Here is a 15,940-nt window from a genome sequence, read left to right as displayed (position 1 = left end):
GGCACTTATGAATATCATTTTAATGGGTTTACCTGGTGCAGGTAAAGGAACTCAAGCGAGTGAAATTGTAAAGAAATTCCCAATTCCACACATATCTACTGGAGACATGTTCAGAAAAGCGATTAAAGATGGAACAGATTTAGGCAAAGAAGCTAAATCATTCATGGATCGTGGAGAATTAGTCCCTGATGAAGTAACTGTGGGCATCGTTAAAGATAGAATTTCTGAAGACGATGCAAAAAAAGGATTCTTACTAGATGGCTTTCCTCGTACTATTGAACAAGCTGAAGCATTAAATGAAATTATGCAAGAATTAGGTAGAAAAATTGATGCTGTTATCAATATAGAGGTAGCTGAAGAAGAATTAATGAACCGCCTAACTGGTCGTAGAATCTGCGAGAAATGCGGAACAACTTATCATCTTGTATTCAATCCTCCTAAAGTTGAAGGTATTTGTGATCTTGATGGTGGTAAATTATACCAACGTGAAGATGACAACCCAGAAACAGTTGCAAATCGTTTAAATGTCAATGTTAAACAGTCTAAACCTATCTTAGAATTCTATGATAATAAAAAAGTATTAAAAAACATTGATGGTTCAAGAGATATTAAAGTCGTTACTGAAGACGTTATCGATATCTTAGAAAACTTAAAATAATATCAACTTGTACGGTCTATGGAATGTCAAAAGTATAATTGAATAAGAGTGACAATACGATATAGTAATTCATTTTAATTTTGTTAAACTTATTAACAACACTTATAGACTCGTATGGTTAGAGTTGATTGTTGACGATAACCAACTATTGCAAAAAGGGGGAAGTTAATAAATGGCTAAACAAGATGTTATTGAATTAGAAGGTACTGTGTTAGATACTTTACCAAATGCAATGTTTAAAGTAGAATTAGAAAATGGTCATGAGATTTTAGCTCACGTAAGTGGTAAAATCAGAATGAATTATATTCGTATTCTGCCTGGCGACAAAGTAACTGTAGAAATGTCTCCGTACGATTTGACGCGCGGAAGAATTACGTATCGTTATAAGTGATCGTCACTCCATAATATAGGGAGGTATTAAAATGAAAGTAAGACCATCAGTAAAACCAATTTGCGAAAAATGTAAAGTCATTAAACGTAAAGGTAAAGTAATGGTAATTTGTAGCAACCCAAAACATAAACAAAGACAAGGCTAATAAAGAGAGGTGTAAATAATTATGGCACGTATTGCAGGAGTAGATATTCCACGTGAAAAACGTATTGTTATTTCATTAACTTATGTATATGGTATCGGTACTACTACAGCGAGTAAAATTGCTGAAGAAGCTAACGTTTCACCAGACACACGCGTTAACGAATTAACTGACGATGAATTAGGTCGTATCCGTGAAGTAGTAGATAGCTATAAAGTAGAAGGTGACTTACGTCGTGAGCAAAACTTAAACATTAAACGTTTAATGGAAATCTCATCATACCGTGGTATCCGTCACCGTCGTGGCTTACCAGTACGCGGACAAAAGACTAAGAACAATGCTCGTACTCGTAAAGGCCCAGTTAAAACTGTAGCTAACAAGAAAAAATAATAGGTAAAGGAGGCAAAATTTAAATGGCACGTAAACAAGTATCTCGTAAACGTAGAGTGAAAAAGAATATTGAAAATGGTGTGGCTCACATCCGTTCAACATTCAATAATACAATCGTAACAATTACTGATGAATTTGGTAATGCGTTATCATGGTCATCAGCAGGTGCACTTGGATTCAAAGGATCAAAAAAATCAACTCCATTCGCAGCTCAAATGGCATCAGAAACTGCTGCTAAATCAGCTATGGAACATGGTTTGAAATCTGTTGAAGTCACTGTAAAAGGCCCAGGTCCTGGTCGTGAATCAGCTATCCGTGCATTACAATCAGCTGGATTAGATGTAACTGCAATCCGTGACGTTACTCCAGTTCCACATAATGGTTGTCGTCCACCAAAACGTCGTCGCGTATAATTTTATTGTTATTGTCGCAGGTCACTGAGAAATTACAGTACAAATCAAGTCGACGTAATCAAGGAGGATATTTGTAAATGATTGAAATCGAAAAACCTAGAATTGAAACAATTGAAATTAGTGATGATGCTAAATTCGGTAAGTTCGTTGTTGAACCACTAGAACGTGGCTACGGTACTACACTAGGAAACTCCTTACGTCGTATCCTACTATCTTCATTACCAGGTGCAGCCGTTAAATACATTGAAATCGAAGGCGTATTACATGAATTCTCAGCTATAGATAATGTTGTTGAAGATGTTTCTGCAATTATTATGAACATCAAAAAACTAGCATTAAAAATCTATTCTGAAGAAGAAAAAACTTTAGAAATCGATGTTAAAGATGAAGGCGAAGTAACTGCAAGTGACATTACTCATGATAGTGATGTAGAGATACTGAATCCTGAGATTAAAATTGCAACTGTTTCTAAAGGTGGACATTTAAAAATCCGTCTAGTTGCTAATAAAGGTAGAGGCTACGCATTAGCAGAACAAAATAACACTAGTGATTTACCAATTGGTGTAATTCCAGTTGATTCATTATATTCACCTGTAGAACGTGTTAACTATACTGTAGAAAACACGCGCGTAGGTCAAAGTAGTGATTTTGATAAATTATCGTTAGATGTTTGGACTAATGGTTCTATAACGCCACAAGAGTCTGTTTCATTAGCTGCAAAAATCTTAACTGAACATTTGAATATCTTTGTTGGATTAACTGATGAAGCACAAAATGCTGAAATCATGATTGAAAAAGAAGAAGATCAAAAAGAAAAAGTTCTTGAAATGTCAATCGAAGAATTAGATTTATCTGTTCGTTCTTACAACTGTTTAAAACGCGCAGGTATCAACTCTGTACAAGAGTTAGCTGATAAATCAGAAGCTGACATGATGAAAGTCCGTAATTTAGGTCGTAAATCTTTAGAAGAAGTTAAATATAAACTTGAAGATTTAGGTTTAGGCTTAAGAAAAGAAGATTAATATAAAGGAGGTTAACTCATGGGTTACAGAAAATTAGGTCGTACTTCTGATCAACGTAAAGCTATGTTACGCGATTTAGCTACTTCACTTATCGTTAGTGAACGTGTTGAAACTACAGAAGCACGTGCAAAAGAACTACGTAGTGTTGTTGAAAAATTAATCACTTTAGGTAAAAAAGGAGATTTAGCTTCTCGTCGTCAAGCTGCTAAAACTTTACGTAATGTTGAAATCTTAAATGATGATGAATCAATTCAAACTGCACTACAAAAATTATTCGGTGAAGTTGCTGAACGTTATACAGAACGTCAAGGCGGTTACACTCGTATTCTTAAAGTAGGCCCTCGTCGTGGTGACGGAGCTGAATCAGTAATTATCGAATTAGTTTAATTTAAATATACGTACTACTATGTATAAAGCAAATGAGTGCAACGATAATGTTTGCCACATACAAATATTGTCTAGCTCAGAGTACCCCATCAAACTTAATAAACTTTAAAGCGTGAACTCAAAAAATATGATGGGGTGCGCGCTTTTTTTATTTATAAGGCCCTCTCAATTCTATCAGAATTGAGAGGGCCTTATGCATTTGTAAATCAATTGTGCCCCTCTCTACCTTAACGCTTTAGTAAAAAGATGAATAGCTAATCTAAAGCTTATGCGTAAGGTATCATTATCAAAGCAGAGTTTAGAGCGTTTTTTTAGAGTCACATGTATGTTAAAGCGCAAATGACAAAAGAAATATTTTATAAAATATTTAAAGTACTTCTTTATAGCAATGCTTCTTTAGACTTTACTAGTGCTTCTTTAGAAAATTTCATGTAAAATAGGTTAAGTATACAACAATGATGAATATAAATTTTTGGAGGCAATTGATATGAAAACGCGAGATAATATTATTACATTTAATCATGTTTCATTTAAATATAATAGTGATGAACGATTTGCGTTAAATGACGTATCTTTTGATATTCCAAAAGGTAAATGGACATCAATCGTAGGACATAATGGCTCAGGTAAGTCTACTATTGCTAAACTAATGATAGGCATAGAATCACCATTTAATGGTGATATTTATTTGCGTAATAGATTAATTCACGAAAATAATTTGAATTACTTAAGACAGTACATTGGCATCGTGTTCCAAAATCCTGAAAATCAATTTGTCGGCTCTACAGTGGAGTATGATGTTGCATTTGGTTTAGAAAATAATGGTGTTACATATGAAAGCATGCAGACGATTGTGCCTGAAGCATTAGCTGACGTAGAAATGTTAGATAGAGCTACATACGAACCTCAGTCTCTCTCAGGAGGCCAAAAGCAACGTGTTGCAATTGCAGGGGTTCTTGCTTTGAATACAGATATCATTATATTAGACGAAGCTACATCTATGTTAGACCCTGCTGGTAGAAATGAGTTACTGACATTAATTCATCGTTTAAAAGAGGAAAAAGATGTTACGATTATTTCTATTACACATGATTTGTCAGAAGCAGTAGAGGCTGACCATGTAGTGGTGTTGAATGAAGGTACTGTATATCAAACTGGGTTACCACAAGAAATTTTCAATGATGGTAAGGAACTCACAAAGATTGGTTTAGACCTTCCATTTTCGATGCGGATGAATTCTCAGTTATTAGGTGTTACTGATTACATAACTTATGAAGGGTTGGTAAGAAAATTATGACAGTACATTTTAACCAAGTTAGTTATGTATATCAAAATGGCACTCCGTTTGAGCATCTCGCATTGGAAAATATTGTAACTTCATTTGAACAAGGGAAATACTATGCTGTGATAGGACAAACTGGTTCAGGTAAATCGACATTGATTCAACATTTCAATGGCCTTTTAAAGCCAACTAGTGGCGCGTTAGAAGTCAATGATATAACAATCACCCATAAGACTAAAGATAAGATTTTAAAGCAAATACGTAAACGAGTAGGGGTTGTATTTCAATTTCCAGAGTCACAGCTATTCGAAGATTCAGTTGAACGAGAGATTCTTTTTGGTCCTCAAAACTTTAATATGCCTCTTAACGAAGTAAAAGAACGTGCATTTCGTTTACTATTAGAATTTGGGTTTAACAGGGATATATTGCAGCAGTCTCCTTTTCAAATGTCAGGTGGGCAAATGAGAAAAATCGCAATTACATCAATACTGGCAATGAATCCAGACATTGTTATTTTAGATGAACCTACTGCAGGGCTTGATCCAAAAAGTAGAAAACAAATCATGGAGTTAATAAAAAAACTTCAAGTAGAACAGCAGAAAACAATCATCCTTGTAACGCATGAAATGAATGATGTAGCAAAATATGTAGATGAAGTTAAAATTATGAGCGATGGCAAACTTATTGATTCATGTGCGCCACGTAAACTATTTAGTGATACGAATTATGTGAAGCAAATGCACTTAGATGTACCTAATATTGTGAAATTGCAAAGAGATATTGAAGATAAACATCAATATCATTTTAATAAAATTGCATTAACTGAAGCAGAATTTATTGAAATGTATAAGGAGTGGCAACAACATGAGAGATAAGTTTATCATAGGCCGCTATCTTCCGTTAGATACAATAATTCATCGTTTGGACCCACGTTCAAAATTGATCTTTGTCTTCTTCTTTATTGTATTAATCTTTTTTGCACATTCGTTTGCTACTTATTTTTGGTTGTTTCTATTAATATTAGTTTTCATGAAGTTAGCCCATATTAAATTATGGTTTTTAGTAAAAGGATTGACGCCAATTTGGATATTTCTCATCTTTACCTTTCTCATGCATTTGTTTCTAACCAAAGGTGGTACAAGAATATTTGAGCTTTCAATTATTTCTATCGATACACATGGTATTTTAGAAGGTATTTATATTGTCTTGAGACTAATGTTCATCATTATGATTTCAACGATATTAACATTAACGACAAGTCCAATTGACTTAACAGATGCATTTGAAAGGCTATTCTCACCATTGAAACTCGTTAAAATACCTGTGCATCTATTGAGTATGATGATGTCGATAGCATTGCGATTTATACCAACACTGATGAATGAGTTAGATAAAATTATTTTAGCTCAAAAATCTCGTGGCTCAGAAATAAGCGCTGGAGGGTTGGTTAATCGAGTAAAAGCATTTATACCATTATTAATACCATTGTTTATTTCTGCATTTCAAAGAGCAGAAGACTTAGCTATCGCAATGGAAGTAAGAGGTTACGATATTAAAAAACAACGTACGAGTTATCGTAAGTTGCAATGGCGATGGCCAGATGTATTAGTACTCACATTACTAATACCGATAGCAGTGATATTGTTTGTTTTAAAATATATAGGAGTGTAATGCAGGATGCGTGTTTTAGTAAATATTTCATATCAAGGAAGTCAGTTTCTTGGTTTTCAAATACAACAAAATGGTAGAACAGTACAACAACAGTTTGAGAAAATACTTAAAAGAATGCATAAACGTCATGTGCGAATTAACCCAAGTAGCAGAACAGATAAAGGAGTCCATGCGCTAGAGCAATATTTTCATTTTGATACAGAATTGAACATCGCTGCGTCACAATGGAAGTACGTAATGAACCGCGCTTTGCCTGATGATGTATATGTAAATGATGTAACCTTCATCGACGATGATTTTCATTGTAGGTATGATTGTGTTGCAAAGTCTTATCGTTATAGAATTTATCAATCTGAGCATAAGGATCCCTTTCAATGTGGTTTAAAAACATATATTACTGATTCATTGGATATTGAAAAAATGAATAGAGCAGCCCAATTATTTATAGGAACGCATGATTTTACGGGTTTTTGTTCACAAAAAACAGAAGTAGAGAGTAAAGTTCGCACGTTATATGAAAGTCGCATTAAAATTACAGAAAATGGTCTGGATTATATTGTCACAGGCTCAGGATTCCTATATAATATGGTACGTGTGCTTATGGCGTTTCTAATAGAAGTTGGAAAAGGAAAGCGTAATCCTGAAGAGGTACCTGAGCTTTTAATGATGAAAGATCGTAATCAGGTTCCGTTTACTGCACCATCAGAAGGATTATATTTAGAGCGGATTTATTTGACAACTTCAGCGTTAATCAATGACTTTGGTAGTGATATAAAAATACATCAAAAAAAATCATCACAAAATGATTAAATAAGATTGACAAAATGGCTTAAAAATTATACGATTACTAACGGTATTGTTTTATATCACCCACGATAAGCCCCGGAATCTTATTGTGTAACAAGATATAGAAGCACGTAGAACAAGAACAAAAAATTAACAAAATAAATGACATCTAAACTTAAAAGTAATAACTATTAAACAAGAAACATTTATTTATTCTAGGAGGACAATTATATGCGTCAAACATTTATGGCTAATGAATCAAACATTGAGCGCAAATGGTATGTTATTGATGCTGAAGATAAAACACTTGGTCGTTTATCATCAGAGGTAGCAACTATTTTACGCGGTAAAAATAAAGCAACTTATACACCACACGTTGATACAGGTGATTATGTAATTATCGTCAACGCTTCAAAAATACATTTTACAGGTAACAAAGAGCAAGATAAAATGTATTATCGTCACTCAAACCACCCAGGCGGAATCAAATCAATTTCTGCTGGTGAGTTAAAAGCTAAGAATCCAGAACGTTTACTTGAAAATTCAATTAAAGGTATGCTACCAAGCACGCGTTTAGGCGAAAAACAAGGTAAAAAATTATTTGTATATAGTGGCGCTGAACATCCACACGCTGCACAACAACCAGAAAACTACGAGTTACGTGGTTAATTAAAAGGAGGAAATTACATTGGCACAAGTTGAATATAGAGGCACAGGCCGTCGTAAAAACTCAGTAGCACGTGTACGTTTAGTACCAGGTGAAGGTAACATTACTGTTAACGGCAGCGATGTACGTAGCTACTTACCATTTGAATCATTAATTTTAGACATAAACCAACCGTTTGATGTTACAGAAACTAAAGGGAACTATGATGTTTTAGTTAACGTTCACGGCGGTGGATTTACTGGGCAAGCTCAAGCAATCCGTCACGGTATTGCTCGTGCATTATTAGAAGCAGATCCTGAATACAGAGGTTCTTTAAAACGCGCTGGATTACTTACTCGTGATCCTCGTATGAAAGAACGTAAAAAACCAGGTCTTAAAAAAGCTCGTCGTTCACCACAATTCTCAAAACGTTAATATTACTACTGCAACTGTTGCGAATTTTTTTGCTTCCAGATACAGTACGCAAATTAGTGTAGACAATTTGTGTTCGATATTAAAAAGCACTTTCCAATTATATTGGAGAGTGCTTTTTTGTATTACAAAATAAAATTTTATTTTAAAACGTTAAGTATGATAAGATGTTGGGTAATTAAAGAAAATAACTTTATAATATAGGGCGTGATTACATGGAATATAAAAAGAACTCTCGTAATTTTTATACAGTACTACTTATCGTTTTGCTCGTTGCCTTATTAAGTGTAGTGTTTTTAGTAATTAAATATTATGGAAATAACGAATATCCTGTCAGAAGTGATTCCGAGGAAGCAATACCTACATTTTACCTTCATGGATATAAAGGGTCAGCAGATTCGGGGAATTTTCTAGTAAATTCAGCTATTAAGTCAGGTGCCTCAAAAGAGGTTATTCAGGCCTATGTTTCAACAGATGGAAAGGTGACATTCGATGGAAATTTAACGAGTAAATCCAAGTATCCAATTATTAAAATTAAGTTAGAAGATAATAATAATGAAAATGTAGAAAAAAATGCGAAATGGATAAGAAATGCCATCGTTGCAACAAACTATCAATATAACTTTGAAAAATTTAATTTTGTTGCACATTCTATGAGTAATAAGTCATTTAGTTACTATATGTTAAATTATGGAGACGATGAACAACTACCAACTTTAAACAAAGTAGTAAATTTAGCTGGAAACTTTAATGGTAAGGTAGATGTAGATGGCAAAAAATTAAATGTTGAATTAGATAAAAATGGTAAACCTAATAAAATGATGGATGATTATAAAGAATTAAGAGCTATGAAACATAAATATCCTGATAACGTAAATGTATTAAATATATATGGAGATATAGAAGATGGCACTGATTCAGATGGTAGGGTGACGAATGTATCTTCAAAATCATTAAAATATTTATTAGGTGACAATGTAAAATCATATGAAGAATTTAAAGTGCAGGGCCCTAATGCAGAGCATGGGAAACTAGCAAATAATAAAAAAGTGCAAGATAAAATAAATGGATTCTTATGGGATAAAGATCTTTAGATTAAAATATCATGCAAAATAGCAACATATCAACCATTAAGTTAAATTTGGTTGATATGTTGTTTTATTTAATATTCTGTCATGTTTTGCTTAGCAATTAACTCTAACAATGTTTTTCGGTGTGTTTCACCAAAAACGTGTGGTTGAATCATAATTTCGTCAGCATTAAATCTTAAAGTAACATCATTCAATTCTTTCATAATATCATCAGGTAAACCTGAAATCACTCTATTTTGATTATGATTCTTTTTATCTTGTTCACGTGTTGACAGTTGTCGATTCATTGCTGATTCAATTGAAGGATAAAATTCAGGCTGATTCAAATAACCAATGCGTATTAACCATAAATGAAATGCATACTCTAATTGAGTAATTTGTGATTGATTTTCTGCTGTAATTACAAACGTAGAGATAATGACATAAGATTCGCTTTCAGGATGAAATTTTTTAAATAAATGACGATAATGATTAATAACATTTTCAGTATTATGGTTAGCTTGACCCATTAGCGCAACCACGAAAGGTAATCCCTTTTCTGCAGCAATTGTAGCACTTTGTTTACTCATACCTAATATATACATACTTGGTTTTGTATCGATTAATGGCGTTGCATGTAACCCTTTAAAACGATGATCATGAGTATTGTCACCATTAAAATAATGTATTAAATCATTAATTTGTGTTTTATAACTTATATCTTTTGTTTTAGTTTCATTTAAAGCATGATTTACATTTTTAAAGCTAGGCGAGTGTCCTGTCCCTAAATCGACGCGTCCAGGGTGACGTGCTTCCATTAATTTAAATTGTTCTGCAATTTTATATGCACTATAATGAGGCAGCATAATACCGCCACTTCCAATATGAATGGAAGTGGTTTGTTCTAAGAGTGACATCATAACCATTTCAGGCGCACTAGAGGCCACAGAGAACACTTGATGATGCTCTGCAACCCAGTAGCGATAAAAGCCTAATGACTCAGCTAATTGAGCTAATTCAATGGTATGATTTAAAGCTTGTGTCGGGTTGCGGCCTTCAAAAATTGGAACATAGTCTAAAATACTTAGTTTCACTTAAATATCTCCTTATTCTTTTACATTAGTCAGTATATGAATTTAAAGTAAGCATAACATAGCCATATAGAGCTGAATAAGCGATTTGATTGATTGCAAAGCTGTATCACTATAAAATGAAAGGAAATAGCGAATGGAGGCAATATAATGAATACAGAACAAATCGTATTAGCAAAGAGACCTGAAGGCATTCCTTCAGATGAGGTATTTAAATATGAAACTGTTGAAATAGATGTGCCGAAAAAAGATGAAATTCAAATAGAAGCGTTATATATATCAGTAGATCCATATATGCGTGGGCGTATGGATGATAGTGATTCTTATATCAAACCATTCCAAATTGATGAACCTTTATCAGGACATGTTGTTGGTAAAGTCATTGAATCAGAAGCAGATGATTTTGAAAAAGGTGACATTGTTACTGGTCAATTACCTTGGCAAAAACTAAGCAATGTTCCAGCAAAGCATGTTATTAAAGTATCTAATACAGATGTTCCACTACATTTATATTTAAGTGTATTAGGAATGCCTGGTCAAACAGCGTATCATGGTCTATTAAAAATTGGACAACCGAAAGAAGGCGAAACAGTTGTAGTATCTGCTGCATCTGGCGCAGTTGGTTCTGTGGTAGGGCAAATTGCTAAATTAAAAGGTGCTTATGTTGTAGGCATTGCAGGTGGCCCTGAAAAAACAACATACTTAACAGAAACATTAGGTTTTGATGTGAGTGTAGATTATAAATCAGATGATTTTTCAGAACAATTTGCTAAAGCAGTACCAAATGGTGTAGATGTATACTATGAAAACGTAGGTGGATCGATTGCTGACGAAGTAATGAAACACTTAAATCAATTTGCTAGAATTCCTGTTTGTGGAGCAATTTCTGGTTACAATGATACAACGATTGAACACGGACCACGTATTCAACCTATACTCATAAAATCACAAGCGTTAATGAAAGGGTTTATTGTGGCAAATTATGCAGATGATTTCGCAAATGCGAGTAAACAACTTGCACAGTGGGTACAAGAAGATAAAATAAAAACAAAAACGTCAGTCATGAACGGATTTGAAAATATACCAGAGGCATTTAGAAACTTATTTACAGGCGATAACTTTGGCAAACAAGTTATACAGGTGTCAGACAATATCTAAACATTAAAGGGGATATGTTATATGAAAGCAATAGGTGCAGATACTCGTTTTAATCTAGATGAAGGAAATCAGTTCTATGAATTTGAAGTTGAACGACCTGAACCAACACAATACGAGCTCTTAGTACGTGTACAAGCTATGAGCATTAATCCTGTAGATACGAAAATAAGACAGTCTCCTGTTGACCAACCACCACGAGTTTTAGGCTTTGATGCTGTTGGTGTTGTAGAAGCGATAGGTGAGGAGATTAATCATTTTAAAGTTGGTGACGAAGTGTTTTATTCTGGTTCTCCAGCATATCAAGGTTCTAATCAAGAATATCAACTTGTTGACGAGCGTCTTGTTGCTAAAAAACCTAAAAATATAAGTGCTACTGAAGCTGCAAGTTTACCTTTAACAGGACTCACTGCTTCAGAGACGTTATTTGATGTATTTAAAATTTCACATAACCCAGAAGATAATAAAGGTAAGTCTATTTTAATTATCAATGGTGCAGGTGGTGTAGGAAGTATTGCAACACAAATAGCCAAACACCATGGACTACATGTCATCACAACCGCTTCACGAGAAGAAACGTATAATTGGTCTAAAGATATGGGTTCAGATATTGTGTTAAATCATAAAAATGATTTAATTAAAGAGTTTGAAAAATATGAAATAAGCGAAGTTGATTACATTTTCTGTACGTTTGATACAGACCAATACTATGAAAAAATGATAGAACTCGTAAAAACAAGAGGAATCATTGCAACCATTGTTGCTTTTAAAAACAAACAAGATTTAAACCTACTAAAAGACAAAAGTATTACATTTACACATGAATATATGTATTCAAGACCACTACATGAGACTGAAGATATGACTTTACATCGTGATTATTTAACGGATATTTCTAAAAAAATAGAATCGGGTGTATATCAACCTACATTAAGTAAAGTGATAGATGGTCTAACAGCAAATAGTCTGTTCGATGCACATACGAAACTTGAAAATGAAAACATGATTGGTAAATTAGTAATTAAACTCAATCAAGGATCATAACTTATAAATGCTAGATAAGCCTTCCAATTACTTCATGGGTGAATAATTGGAAGGCTTTTAAATATGTAATTTTATTATAATTTAATCTTTAATAAATCGAATAATAGTATTTAAATAAGTTTTTATAATCTTTAAAAATGGTTACAAATATAGAATATATTAAGTATGATAGGGTATGTATGTTACATAAAGTAAAGGGAGTGTGTATTTTTGTTATGCATTTAAAAAAAATGGCGGTAGTATTTTGGGTGGCATTAGCTATCTGTACGTTATTTGTACTCTATGGTGCAATATTACCGAAACAATTAGAATCAGTTACTCAAACTATAACGAATTTTATAGCAGTTACTTTTGGGTGGTATTATTTATTACTTGTATTAGTTATATTAATTGTATGTATTTATCTATTATTTTCTAGATATTCATCTATTACATTAGGTGAAGAAGGCGAAGATCCTGAATTTTCATTAAAATCATGGTTCGCAATGTTATTTAGTGCAGGTATGGGGATTGGTTTAGTCTTTTGGACAACTTCTGAACCTATCAGTCATGCATTTACTTTAACCCCATTACATAAAGCAGGAACGCAAACTGCAATTAATGATGCGATGCAATTTTCATTCTTTCACTGGGGCGTGCATGCATGGGCTGTATATGGTATCGTGGGCCTCGTTTTTGCGTACTTTAATTTCCACAAAGGTTATCCGGGATTAGTCAGCGCTACGCTCATACCTGTTTTAGGTAGTAAAATGATGAAAGGTCCTATCGGTGGGGCAATTGATGTCCTTGCAATTATCGCTACTGTAACGGGTGTTGCTGCAACCCTTGGTTTTGGTGCGTTACAAATCAATGAAGGGTTGAACTTCTTATTTGAAATACCTTCTAATTTTGTGACTCAAGTTATTATCATTATCATAGCAACTCTATTATTTACTTGGTCGGCTTGGTCAGGAATTGATAAAGGTATTAAGAACTTAAGCAATATTAATATGGCGTTAGCGTTCATTGTATTACTCCTATTGTTCTGTGTAGGACCTACACTAACGATTTTAAATACATTTACCAATTCATTAGGAGATTATATTGCTAATTTCTTTAAGATGAGTTTACGTATACCGCAATCAAGTGGCGAAAAATTCCAATGGCTACAACAATGGACGATTTTTTATTGGGCTTGGTGGATTTCATGGGCTCCATTTGTTGGAATCTTTATCGCTCGTGTATCTCGTGGTAGAACAATTAAAGAATTTATATTAGGTGTGCTATTTGTACCAGCACTTGTATGTTTCCTATTTTTCGCAGTATTTGGTGCATCAGCAATTTACTTACAACAAAATGGTATTGCGAATATCGCGAAAGAGGCAACTGAAACAGCGACATTTGCTACGCTGGAACATTTCCCATTAGGATTTACATTGAGTATTATTACACTCATAGTCATTATGATTTTCTTTGTAACATCAGCTGACTCAGCAACATATGTATTAGGTATGTTGAGTTCTAAGGGTAGTATTAATCCTTCTGGTTTAGTCAAAGTCAGTTGGGGCATTATTTTAGCATTATTTGCAATGATTATGATTTACACAGGAGGAACACAATCGATTCAAAACCTGTTAATTATCGCAGCCTTACCATTCTCCATCGTCATTATATTAATGATATGTTCACTCTTTAAATCCTTAGCTATAGAAAAGCCGAGACCTAGCAATAAATTACTTGTCACGGATAATCAGCTTTTACAATATCGTAAAGCAAATCAAGACGATATAGAAGCGAAAGACAATAAAGAAATAGAAACGACTGAAAATCAGAACAGAAATAACTAGAGCAAACTTATTTTGCCATAGAAATTATTTAAAAAATACAATAAAAATGTTTTTAAGATTTTTATTAAGGGTATTAGTCTTATATGACAAGTACATAATTTAGAAACATAGGAGGTGTCATACGAGGTGAAGCGACTTAAAAATTTTATATTAGGACTTTTAATTGTAGTAATTGTTGGTGTTTTACTGTTTATGTATATCAAAGATTCTAGAATTACTCAGTATCAAGATTACTTAACAAAGTTTAATTGGTTTGAACCGACCTTAATAGGTTTGGCAGCGTTACTCATTTTAATTGGTCTGATACTACTATTCAGCTTGTTTAAACCTACGCATAGAAAACCCGGACTTTACAAAGATTTCAACGATGGTCATATTTATGTATCGAGAAAAGCAATTGAAAAATCAGCATACGATACACTTGTACAATATGAACAAATTCGTCAACCGAATGTGATTGCTAAATTGTATAACAAGAAGAAAAAATCACATATTGCTTTGAAAGCAGATTTTTTTGTACCAGGTGATGTTCAAGTTAAATCGTTAACGGAAGAAATTAGAAATGACATTAAGCAGAACGTAGAACACTTTACTGAATTACCAGTATCAAAACTAGAGGTCAACGTTAGAGATCAAAAAACCTCAGGCAAACGTGTGTTGTAAGGGAGGGTTATCATGGCTAATAATAATCACCAAAATGGACAAGATTCTACACAAGAAGTTGTTGATTTCTTAAAAGTATTTAAATGGAGAATCATTGGATTCTTAGCATTCTTGATTATCGCAATATTATTCTTAACACTAGGTTTCTGGAGTACAATATTAATCTTAATATTATGTTTGATTGGAATTGCAATCGGGTATACTAAAGACCGTAAGCAAGACTTTTTAAATTTCTTAAATCGATGGAGTTAGTATTTCCAAAGATTGAAAATGACTTAAAATTATATTTTTAAAAATTGAGAAGACAAAGGAGATTTTAATATGGCAGTAGATAATAATAAAGCAAAACAAGCATATAATAATCAAACTGGAGTTAATGAACAAGAAGTACAAAAGCAACAACAAGAACAAAAACAAGAACAAGAACCACAATTTTCAAATAAACTATCATTTTCTGATGAAGTAATTGAAAAAATTGCAGGAATCGCAGCGCGTGAAGTAAGTGGTATTTTAGAAATGAAAGGCGGATTCGTCGATAGTATTTCTAACTCATTCGGAAGCAACGAGAACGTTTCACGAGGCGTAAGCGTTGAAGTTGGAGAAAAACAAGCAGCTGTTGATTTGAAAGTGATATTAGAATACGGTGAGTCAGCACCTAAAATCTTCCGTAAAGTAACAGACTTAGTTAAAGAACAAGTTAAATATATTACTGGTCTTGACGTAGTTGAAGTTAACATGCGCGTTGAAGATGTAATGACTAAAAAAGAATGGTCTCAAAAAAATGAAAAAAGCCAAAACTCAAATAACGAGGAAAAAGGCTTACAATAGTTAAGAACATTCATTTTAATAAAAAATACCGATAAAGCTTATG

The 15,940-nt window shown here is 33.4% G+C and carries 21 protein-coding genes; 20 read left to right on the top strand and 1 reads right to left on the bottom strand.

Features of this window, described 5'->3' with window-relative positions; translation table 11 throughout:
- Nucleotides 1-7 precede the first annotated feature (7 nt).
- From ACA31_RS09820 to ACA31_RS09755, 14 genes are all read left to right on the top strand, one after another.
- The gene (locus tag ACA31_RS09820) at nucleotides 8-658 is read left to right on the top strand and encodes an adenylate kinase (protein ID WP_057513153.1); all 651 of its coding nucleotides are present in this window, start codon (nucleotides 8-10) and stop codon (nucleotides 656-658) included.
- A 172-nt stretch (nucleotides 659-830) separates the two neighbouring features.
- Complete coding sequence (infA, locus tag ACA31_RS09815; protein ID WP_001118443.1) at nucleotides 831-1,049, top strand: translation initiation factor IF-1; 219 nt, start codon at nucleotides 831-833, stop codon at nucleotides 1,047-1,049.
- A 31-nt stretch (nucleotides 1,050-1,080) separates the two neighbouring features.
- Nucleotides 1,081-1,194 carry a 50S ribosomal protein L36 gene (gene rpmJ / locus ACA31_RS09810; protein WP_002482634.1) on the top strand — a complete coding sequence of 38 codons (114 nt, stop codon included), beginning with the start codon at nucleotides 1,081-1,083 and terminating at the stop codon, nucleotides 1,192-1,194.
- A 21-nt stretch (nucleotides 1,195-1,215) separates the two neighbouring features.
- Entirely contained in the window at nucleotides 1,216-1,581 is a 366-nt protein-coding gene (rpsM, locus tag ACA31_RS09805) for a 30S ribosomal protein S13 (protein WP_057513152.1), read from the top strand.
- Nucleotides 1,582-1,604: 23 nt separating this feature from the next.
- Nucleotides 1,605-1,994 (top strand): 30S ribosomal protein S11, encoded by a 390-nt coding sequence (gene rpsK / locus ACA31_RS09800; protein ID WP_002506984.1) that lies wholly within the window; start codon nucleotides 1,605-1,607, stop codon nucleotides 1,992-1,994.
- A gap of 77 nt (nucleotides 1,995-2,071) precedes the next feature.
- A complete protein-coding gene (locus ACA31_RS09795; protein ID WP_057513151.1) occupies nucleotides 2,072-3,016 on the top strand; it encodes a DNA-directed RNA polymerase subunit alpha in 945 nt (314 codons plus the stop codon).
- Between the two features lie 18 nt (nucleotides 3,017-3,034).
- Nucleotides 3,035-3,403, top strand: coding sequence for a 50S ribosomal protein L17 (gene rplQ / locus ACA31_RS09790; RefSeq protein WP_002506986.1), 369 nt, complete (start codon nucleotides 3,035-3,037; stop codon nucleotides 3,401-3,403).
- Nucleotides 3,404-3,890: 487 nt separating this feature from the next.
- A complete protein-coding gene (locus ACA31_RS09785; RefSeq protein ID WP_057513150.1) occupies nucleotides 3,891-4,700 on the top strand; it encodes an energy-coupling factor transporter ATPase in 810 nt (269 codons plus the stop codon).
- Nucleotides 4,697-5,560 (top strand): energy-coupling factor transporter ATPase, encoded by an 864-nt coding sequence (locus ACA31_RS09780; protein ID WP_057513149.1) that lies wholly within the window; start codon nucleotides 4,697-4,699, stop codon nucleotides 5,558-5,560. The genes ACA31_RS09785 and ACA31_RS09780 overlap by 4 nt, the downstream gene beginning before the upstream one ends.
- Complete coding sequence (locus tag ACA31_RS09775; RefSeq protein WP_057513148.1) at nucleotides 5,550-6,356, top strand: energy-coupling factor transporter transmembrane component T family protein; 807 nt, start codon at nucleotides 5,550-5,552, stop codon at nucleotides 6,354-6,356. Before ACA31_RS09780 ends, ACA31_RS09775 begins: the two co-directional genes overlap by 11 nt.
- 6 nt (nucleotides 6,357-6,362) lie before the next feature.
- A complete protein-coding gene (gene truA, locus ACA31_RS09770; protein WP_057513147.1) occupies nucleotides 6,363-7,166 on the top strand; it encodes a tRNA pseudouridine(38-40) synthase TruA in 804 nt (267 codons plus the stop codon).
- 207 nt (nucleotides 7,167-7,373) lie between these two features.
- Nucleotides 7,374-7,811: a 50S ribosomal protein L13 gene (rplM, locus tag ACA31_RS09765; RefSeq protein ID WP_057513146.1), complete on the top strand. Its 438-nt coding sequence runs from the start codon at nucleotides 7,374-7,376 to the stop codon at nucleotides 7,809-7,811.
- A gap of 19 nt (nucleotides 7,812-7,830) precedes the next feature.
- Complete coding sequence (gene rpsI / locus ACA31_RS09760; protein ID WP_057513145.1) at nucleotides 7,831-8,223, top strand: 30S ribosomal protein S9; 393 nt, start codon at nucleotides 7,831-7,833, stop codon at nucleotides 8,221-8,223.
- Between the two features lie 212 nt (nucleotides 8,224-8,435).
- On the top strand, nucleotides 8,436-9,314 hold the full coding sequence (locus ACA31_RS09755; RefSeq protein ID WP_057513144.1) for an alpha/beta hydrolase: 879 nt from the start codon (nucleotides 8,436-8,438) through the stop codon (nucleotides 9,312-9,314).
- A gap of 68 nt (nucleotides 9,315-9,382) precedes the next feature.
- Here ACA31_RS09755 and ACA31_RS09750 read toward each other — a convergent pair whose 3' ends face one another.
- Nucleotides 9,383-10,384, bottom strand: coding sequence for an LLM class flavin-dependent oxidoreductase (locus ACA31_RS09750; RefSeq protein WP_057513143.1), 1,002 nt, complete (start codon nucleotides 10,382-10,384; stop codon nucleotides 9,383-9,385).
- A 147-nt stretch (nucleotides 10,385-10,531) separates the two neighbouring features.
- Here ACA31_RS09750 and ACA31_RS09745 point away from each other — a divergent pair, with 147 nt between their 5' ends.
- The 6 genes from ACA31_RS09745 to ACA31_RS09720 all read left to right on the top strand — a co-directional run bounded on the left by ACA31_RS09745 (nucleotide 10,532) and on the right by ACA31_RS09720 (nucleotide 15,897).
- Nucleotides 10,532-11,539: an NADP-dependent oxidoreductase gene (locus ACA31_RS09745; RefSeq protein ID WP_057513142.1), complete on the top strand. Its 1,008-nt coding sequence runs from the start codon at nucleotides 10,532-10,534 to the stop codon at nucleotides 11,537-11,539.
- Between the two features lie 21 nt (nucleotides 11,540-11,560).
- On the top strand, nucleotides 11,561-12,580 hold the full coding sequence (locus ACA31_RS09740; RefSeq protein ID WP_057513141.1) for a zinc-binding alcohol dehydrogenase family protein: 1,020 nt from the start codon (nucleotides 11,561-11,563) through the stop codon (nucleotides 12,578-12,580).
- A 215-nt stretch (nucleotides 12,581-12,795) separates the two neighbouring features.
- Nucleotides 12,796-14,406 carry a BCCT family transporter gene (locus ACA31_RS09735; protein WP_057513140.1) on the top strand — a complete coding sequence of 537 codons (1,611 nt, stop codon included), beginning with the start codon at nucleotides 12,796-12,798 and terminating at the stop codon, nucleotides 14,404-14,406.
- Between the two features lie 126 nt (nucleotides 14,407-14,532).
- Nucleotides 14,533-15,069, top strand: a complete 537-nt coding sequence (gene amaP, locus ACA31_RS09730; protein ID WP_057513139.1) for an alkaline shock response membrane anchor protein AmaP — start codon at nucleotides 14,533-14,535, stop codon at nucleotides 15,067-15,069.
- Nucleotides 15,070-15,081: 12 nt separating this feature from the next.
- The gene (locus ACA31_RS09725) at nucleotides 15,082-15,321 is read left to right on the top strand and encodes a DUF2273 domain-containing protein (RefSeq protein ID WP_057513138.1); all 240 of its coding nucleotides are present in this window, start codon (nucleotides 15,082-15,084) and stop codon (nucleotides 15,319-15,321) included.
- A 69-nt stretch (nucleotides 15,322-15,390) separates the two neighbouring features.
- On the top strand, nucleotides 15,391-15,897 hold the full coding sequence (locus ACA31_RS09720) for an Asp23/Gls24 family envelope stress response protein (protein WP_057513137.1): 507 nt from the start codon (nucleotides 15,391-15,393) through the stop codon (nucleotides 15,895-15,897).
- The last annotated feature ends 43 nt before the right edge of the window (nucleotides 15,898-15,940 follow it).

Origin of the sequence: Staphylococcus sp. NAM3COL9 (genome assembly GCF_001431205.1) — a bacterium.
Lineage (GTDB): Bacteria > Bacillota > Bacilli > Staphylococcales > Staphylococcaceae > Staphylococcus.
The sequence above is the reverse complement of the archived record's forward strand: the minus strand, read 5'-3'. Positions and strand labels throughout refer to the sequence as shown.

What these genes read in the sequence shown, in the direction of transcription:
- ACA31_RS09820 (WP_057513153.1), top strand. Translation starts at nt 8, where the DNA reads ATGAATATCATTTTAATGGGTTTACCTGGTGCAGGTAAAGGAACTCAA.
- infA (WP_001118443.1), top strand. Translation starts at nt 831, where the DNA reads ATGGCTAAACAAGATGTTATTGAATTAGAAGGTACTGTGTTAGATACT.
- rpmJ (WP_002482634.1), top strand. Translation starts at nt 1,081, where the DNA reads ATGAAAGTAAGACCATCAGTAAAACCAATTTGCGAAAAATGTAAAGTC.
- rpsM (WP_057513152.1), top strand. Translation starts at nt 1,216, where the DNA reads ATGGCACGTATTGCAGGAGTAGATATTCCACGTGAAAAACGTATTGTT.
- rpsK (WP_002506984.1), top strand. Translation starts at nt 1,605, where the DNA reads ATGGCACGTAAACAAGTATCTCGTAAACGTAGAGTGAAAAAGAATATT.
- ACA31_RS09795 (WP_057513151.1), top strand. Translation starts at nt 2,072, where the DNA reads ATGATTGAAATCGAAAAACCTAGAATTGAAACAATTGAAATTAGTGAT.
- rplQ (WP_002506986.1), top strand. Translation starts at nt 3,035, where the DNA reads ATGGGTTACAGAAAATTAGGTCGTACTTCTGATCAACGTAAAGCTATG.
- ACA31_RS09785 (WP_057513150.1), top strand. Translation starts at nt 3,891, where the DNA reads ATGAAAACGCGAGATAATATTATTACATTTAATCATGTTTCATTTAAA.
- ACA31_RS09780 (WP_057513149.1), top strand. Translation starts at nt 4,697, where the DNA reads ATGACAGTACATTTTAACCAAGTTAGTTATGTATATCAAAATGGCACT.
- ACA31_RS09775 (WP_057513148.1), top strand. Translation starts at nt 5,550, where the DNA reads ATGAGAGATAAGTTTATCATAGGCCGCTATCTTCCGTTAGATACAATA.
- truA (WP_057513147.1), top strand. Translation starts at nt 6,363, where the DNA reads ATGCGTGTTTTAGTAAATATTTCATATCAAGGAAGTCAGTTTCTTGGT.
- rplM (WP_057513146.1), top strand. Translation starts at nt 7,374, where the DNA reads ATGCGTCAAACATTTATGGCTAATGAATCAAACATTGAGCGCAAATGG.
- ACA31_RS09755 (WP_057513144.1), top strand. Translation starts at nt 8,436, where the DNA reads ATGGAATATAAAAAGAACTCTCGTAATTTTTATACAGTACTACTTATC.
- ACA31_RS09745 (WP_057513142.1), top strand. Translation starts at nt 10,532, where the DNA reads ATGAATACAGAACAAATCGTATTAGCAAAGAGACCTGAAGGCATTCCT.
- ACA31_RS09740 (WP_057513141.1), top strand. Translation starts at nt 11,561, where the DNA reads ATGAAAGCAATAGGTGCAGATACTCGTTTTAATCTAGATGAAGGAAAT.
- ACA31_RS09735 (WP_057513140.1), top strand. Translation starts at nt 12,796, where the DNA reads ATGCATTTAAAAAAAATGGCGGTAGTATTTTGGGTGGCATTAGCTATC.
- ACA31_RS09725 (WP_057513138.1), top strand. Translation starts at nt 15,082, where the DNA reads ATGGCTAATAATAATCACCAAAATGGACAAGATTCTACACAAGAAGTT.
- ACA31_RS09720 (WP_057513137.1), top strand. Translation starts at nt 15,391, where the DNA reads ATGGCAGTAGATAATAATAAAGCAAAACAAGCATATAATAATCAAACT.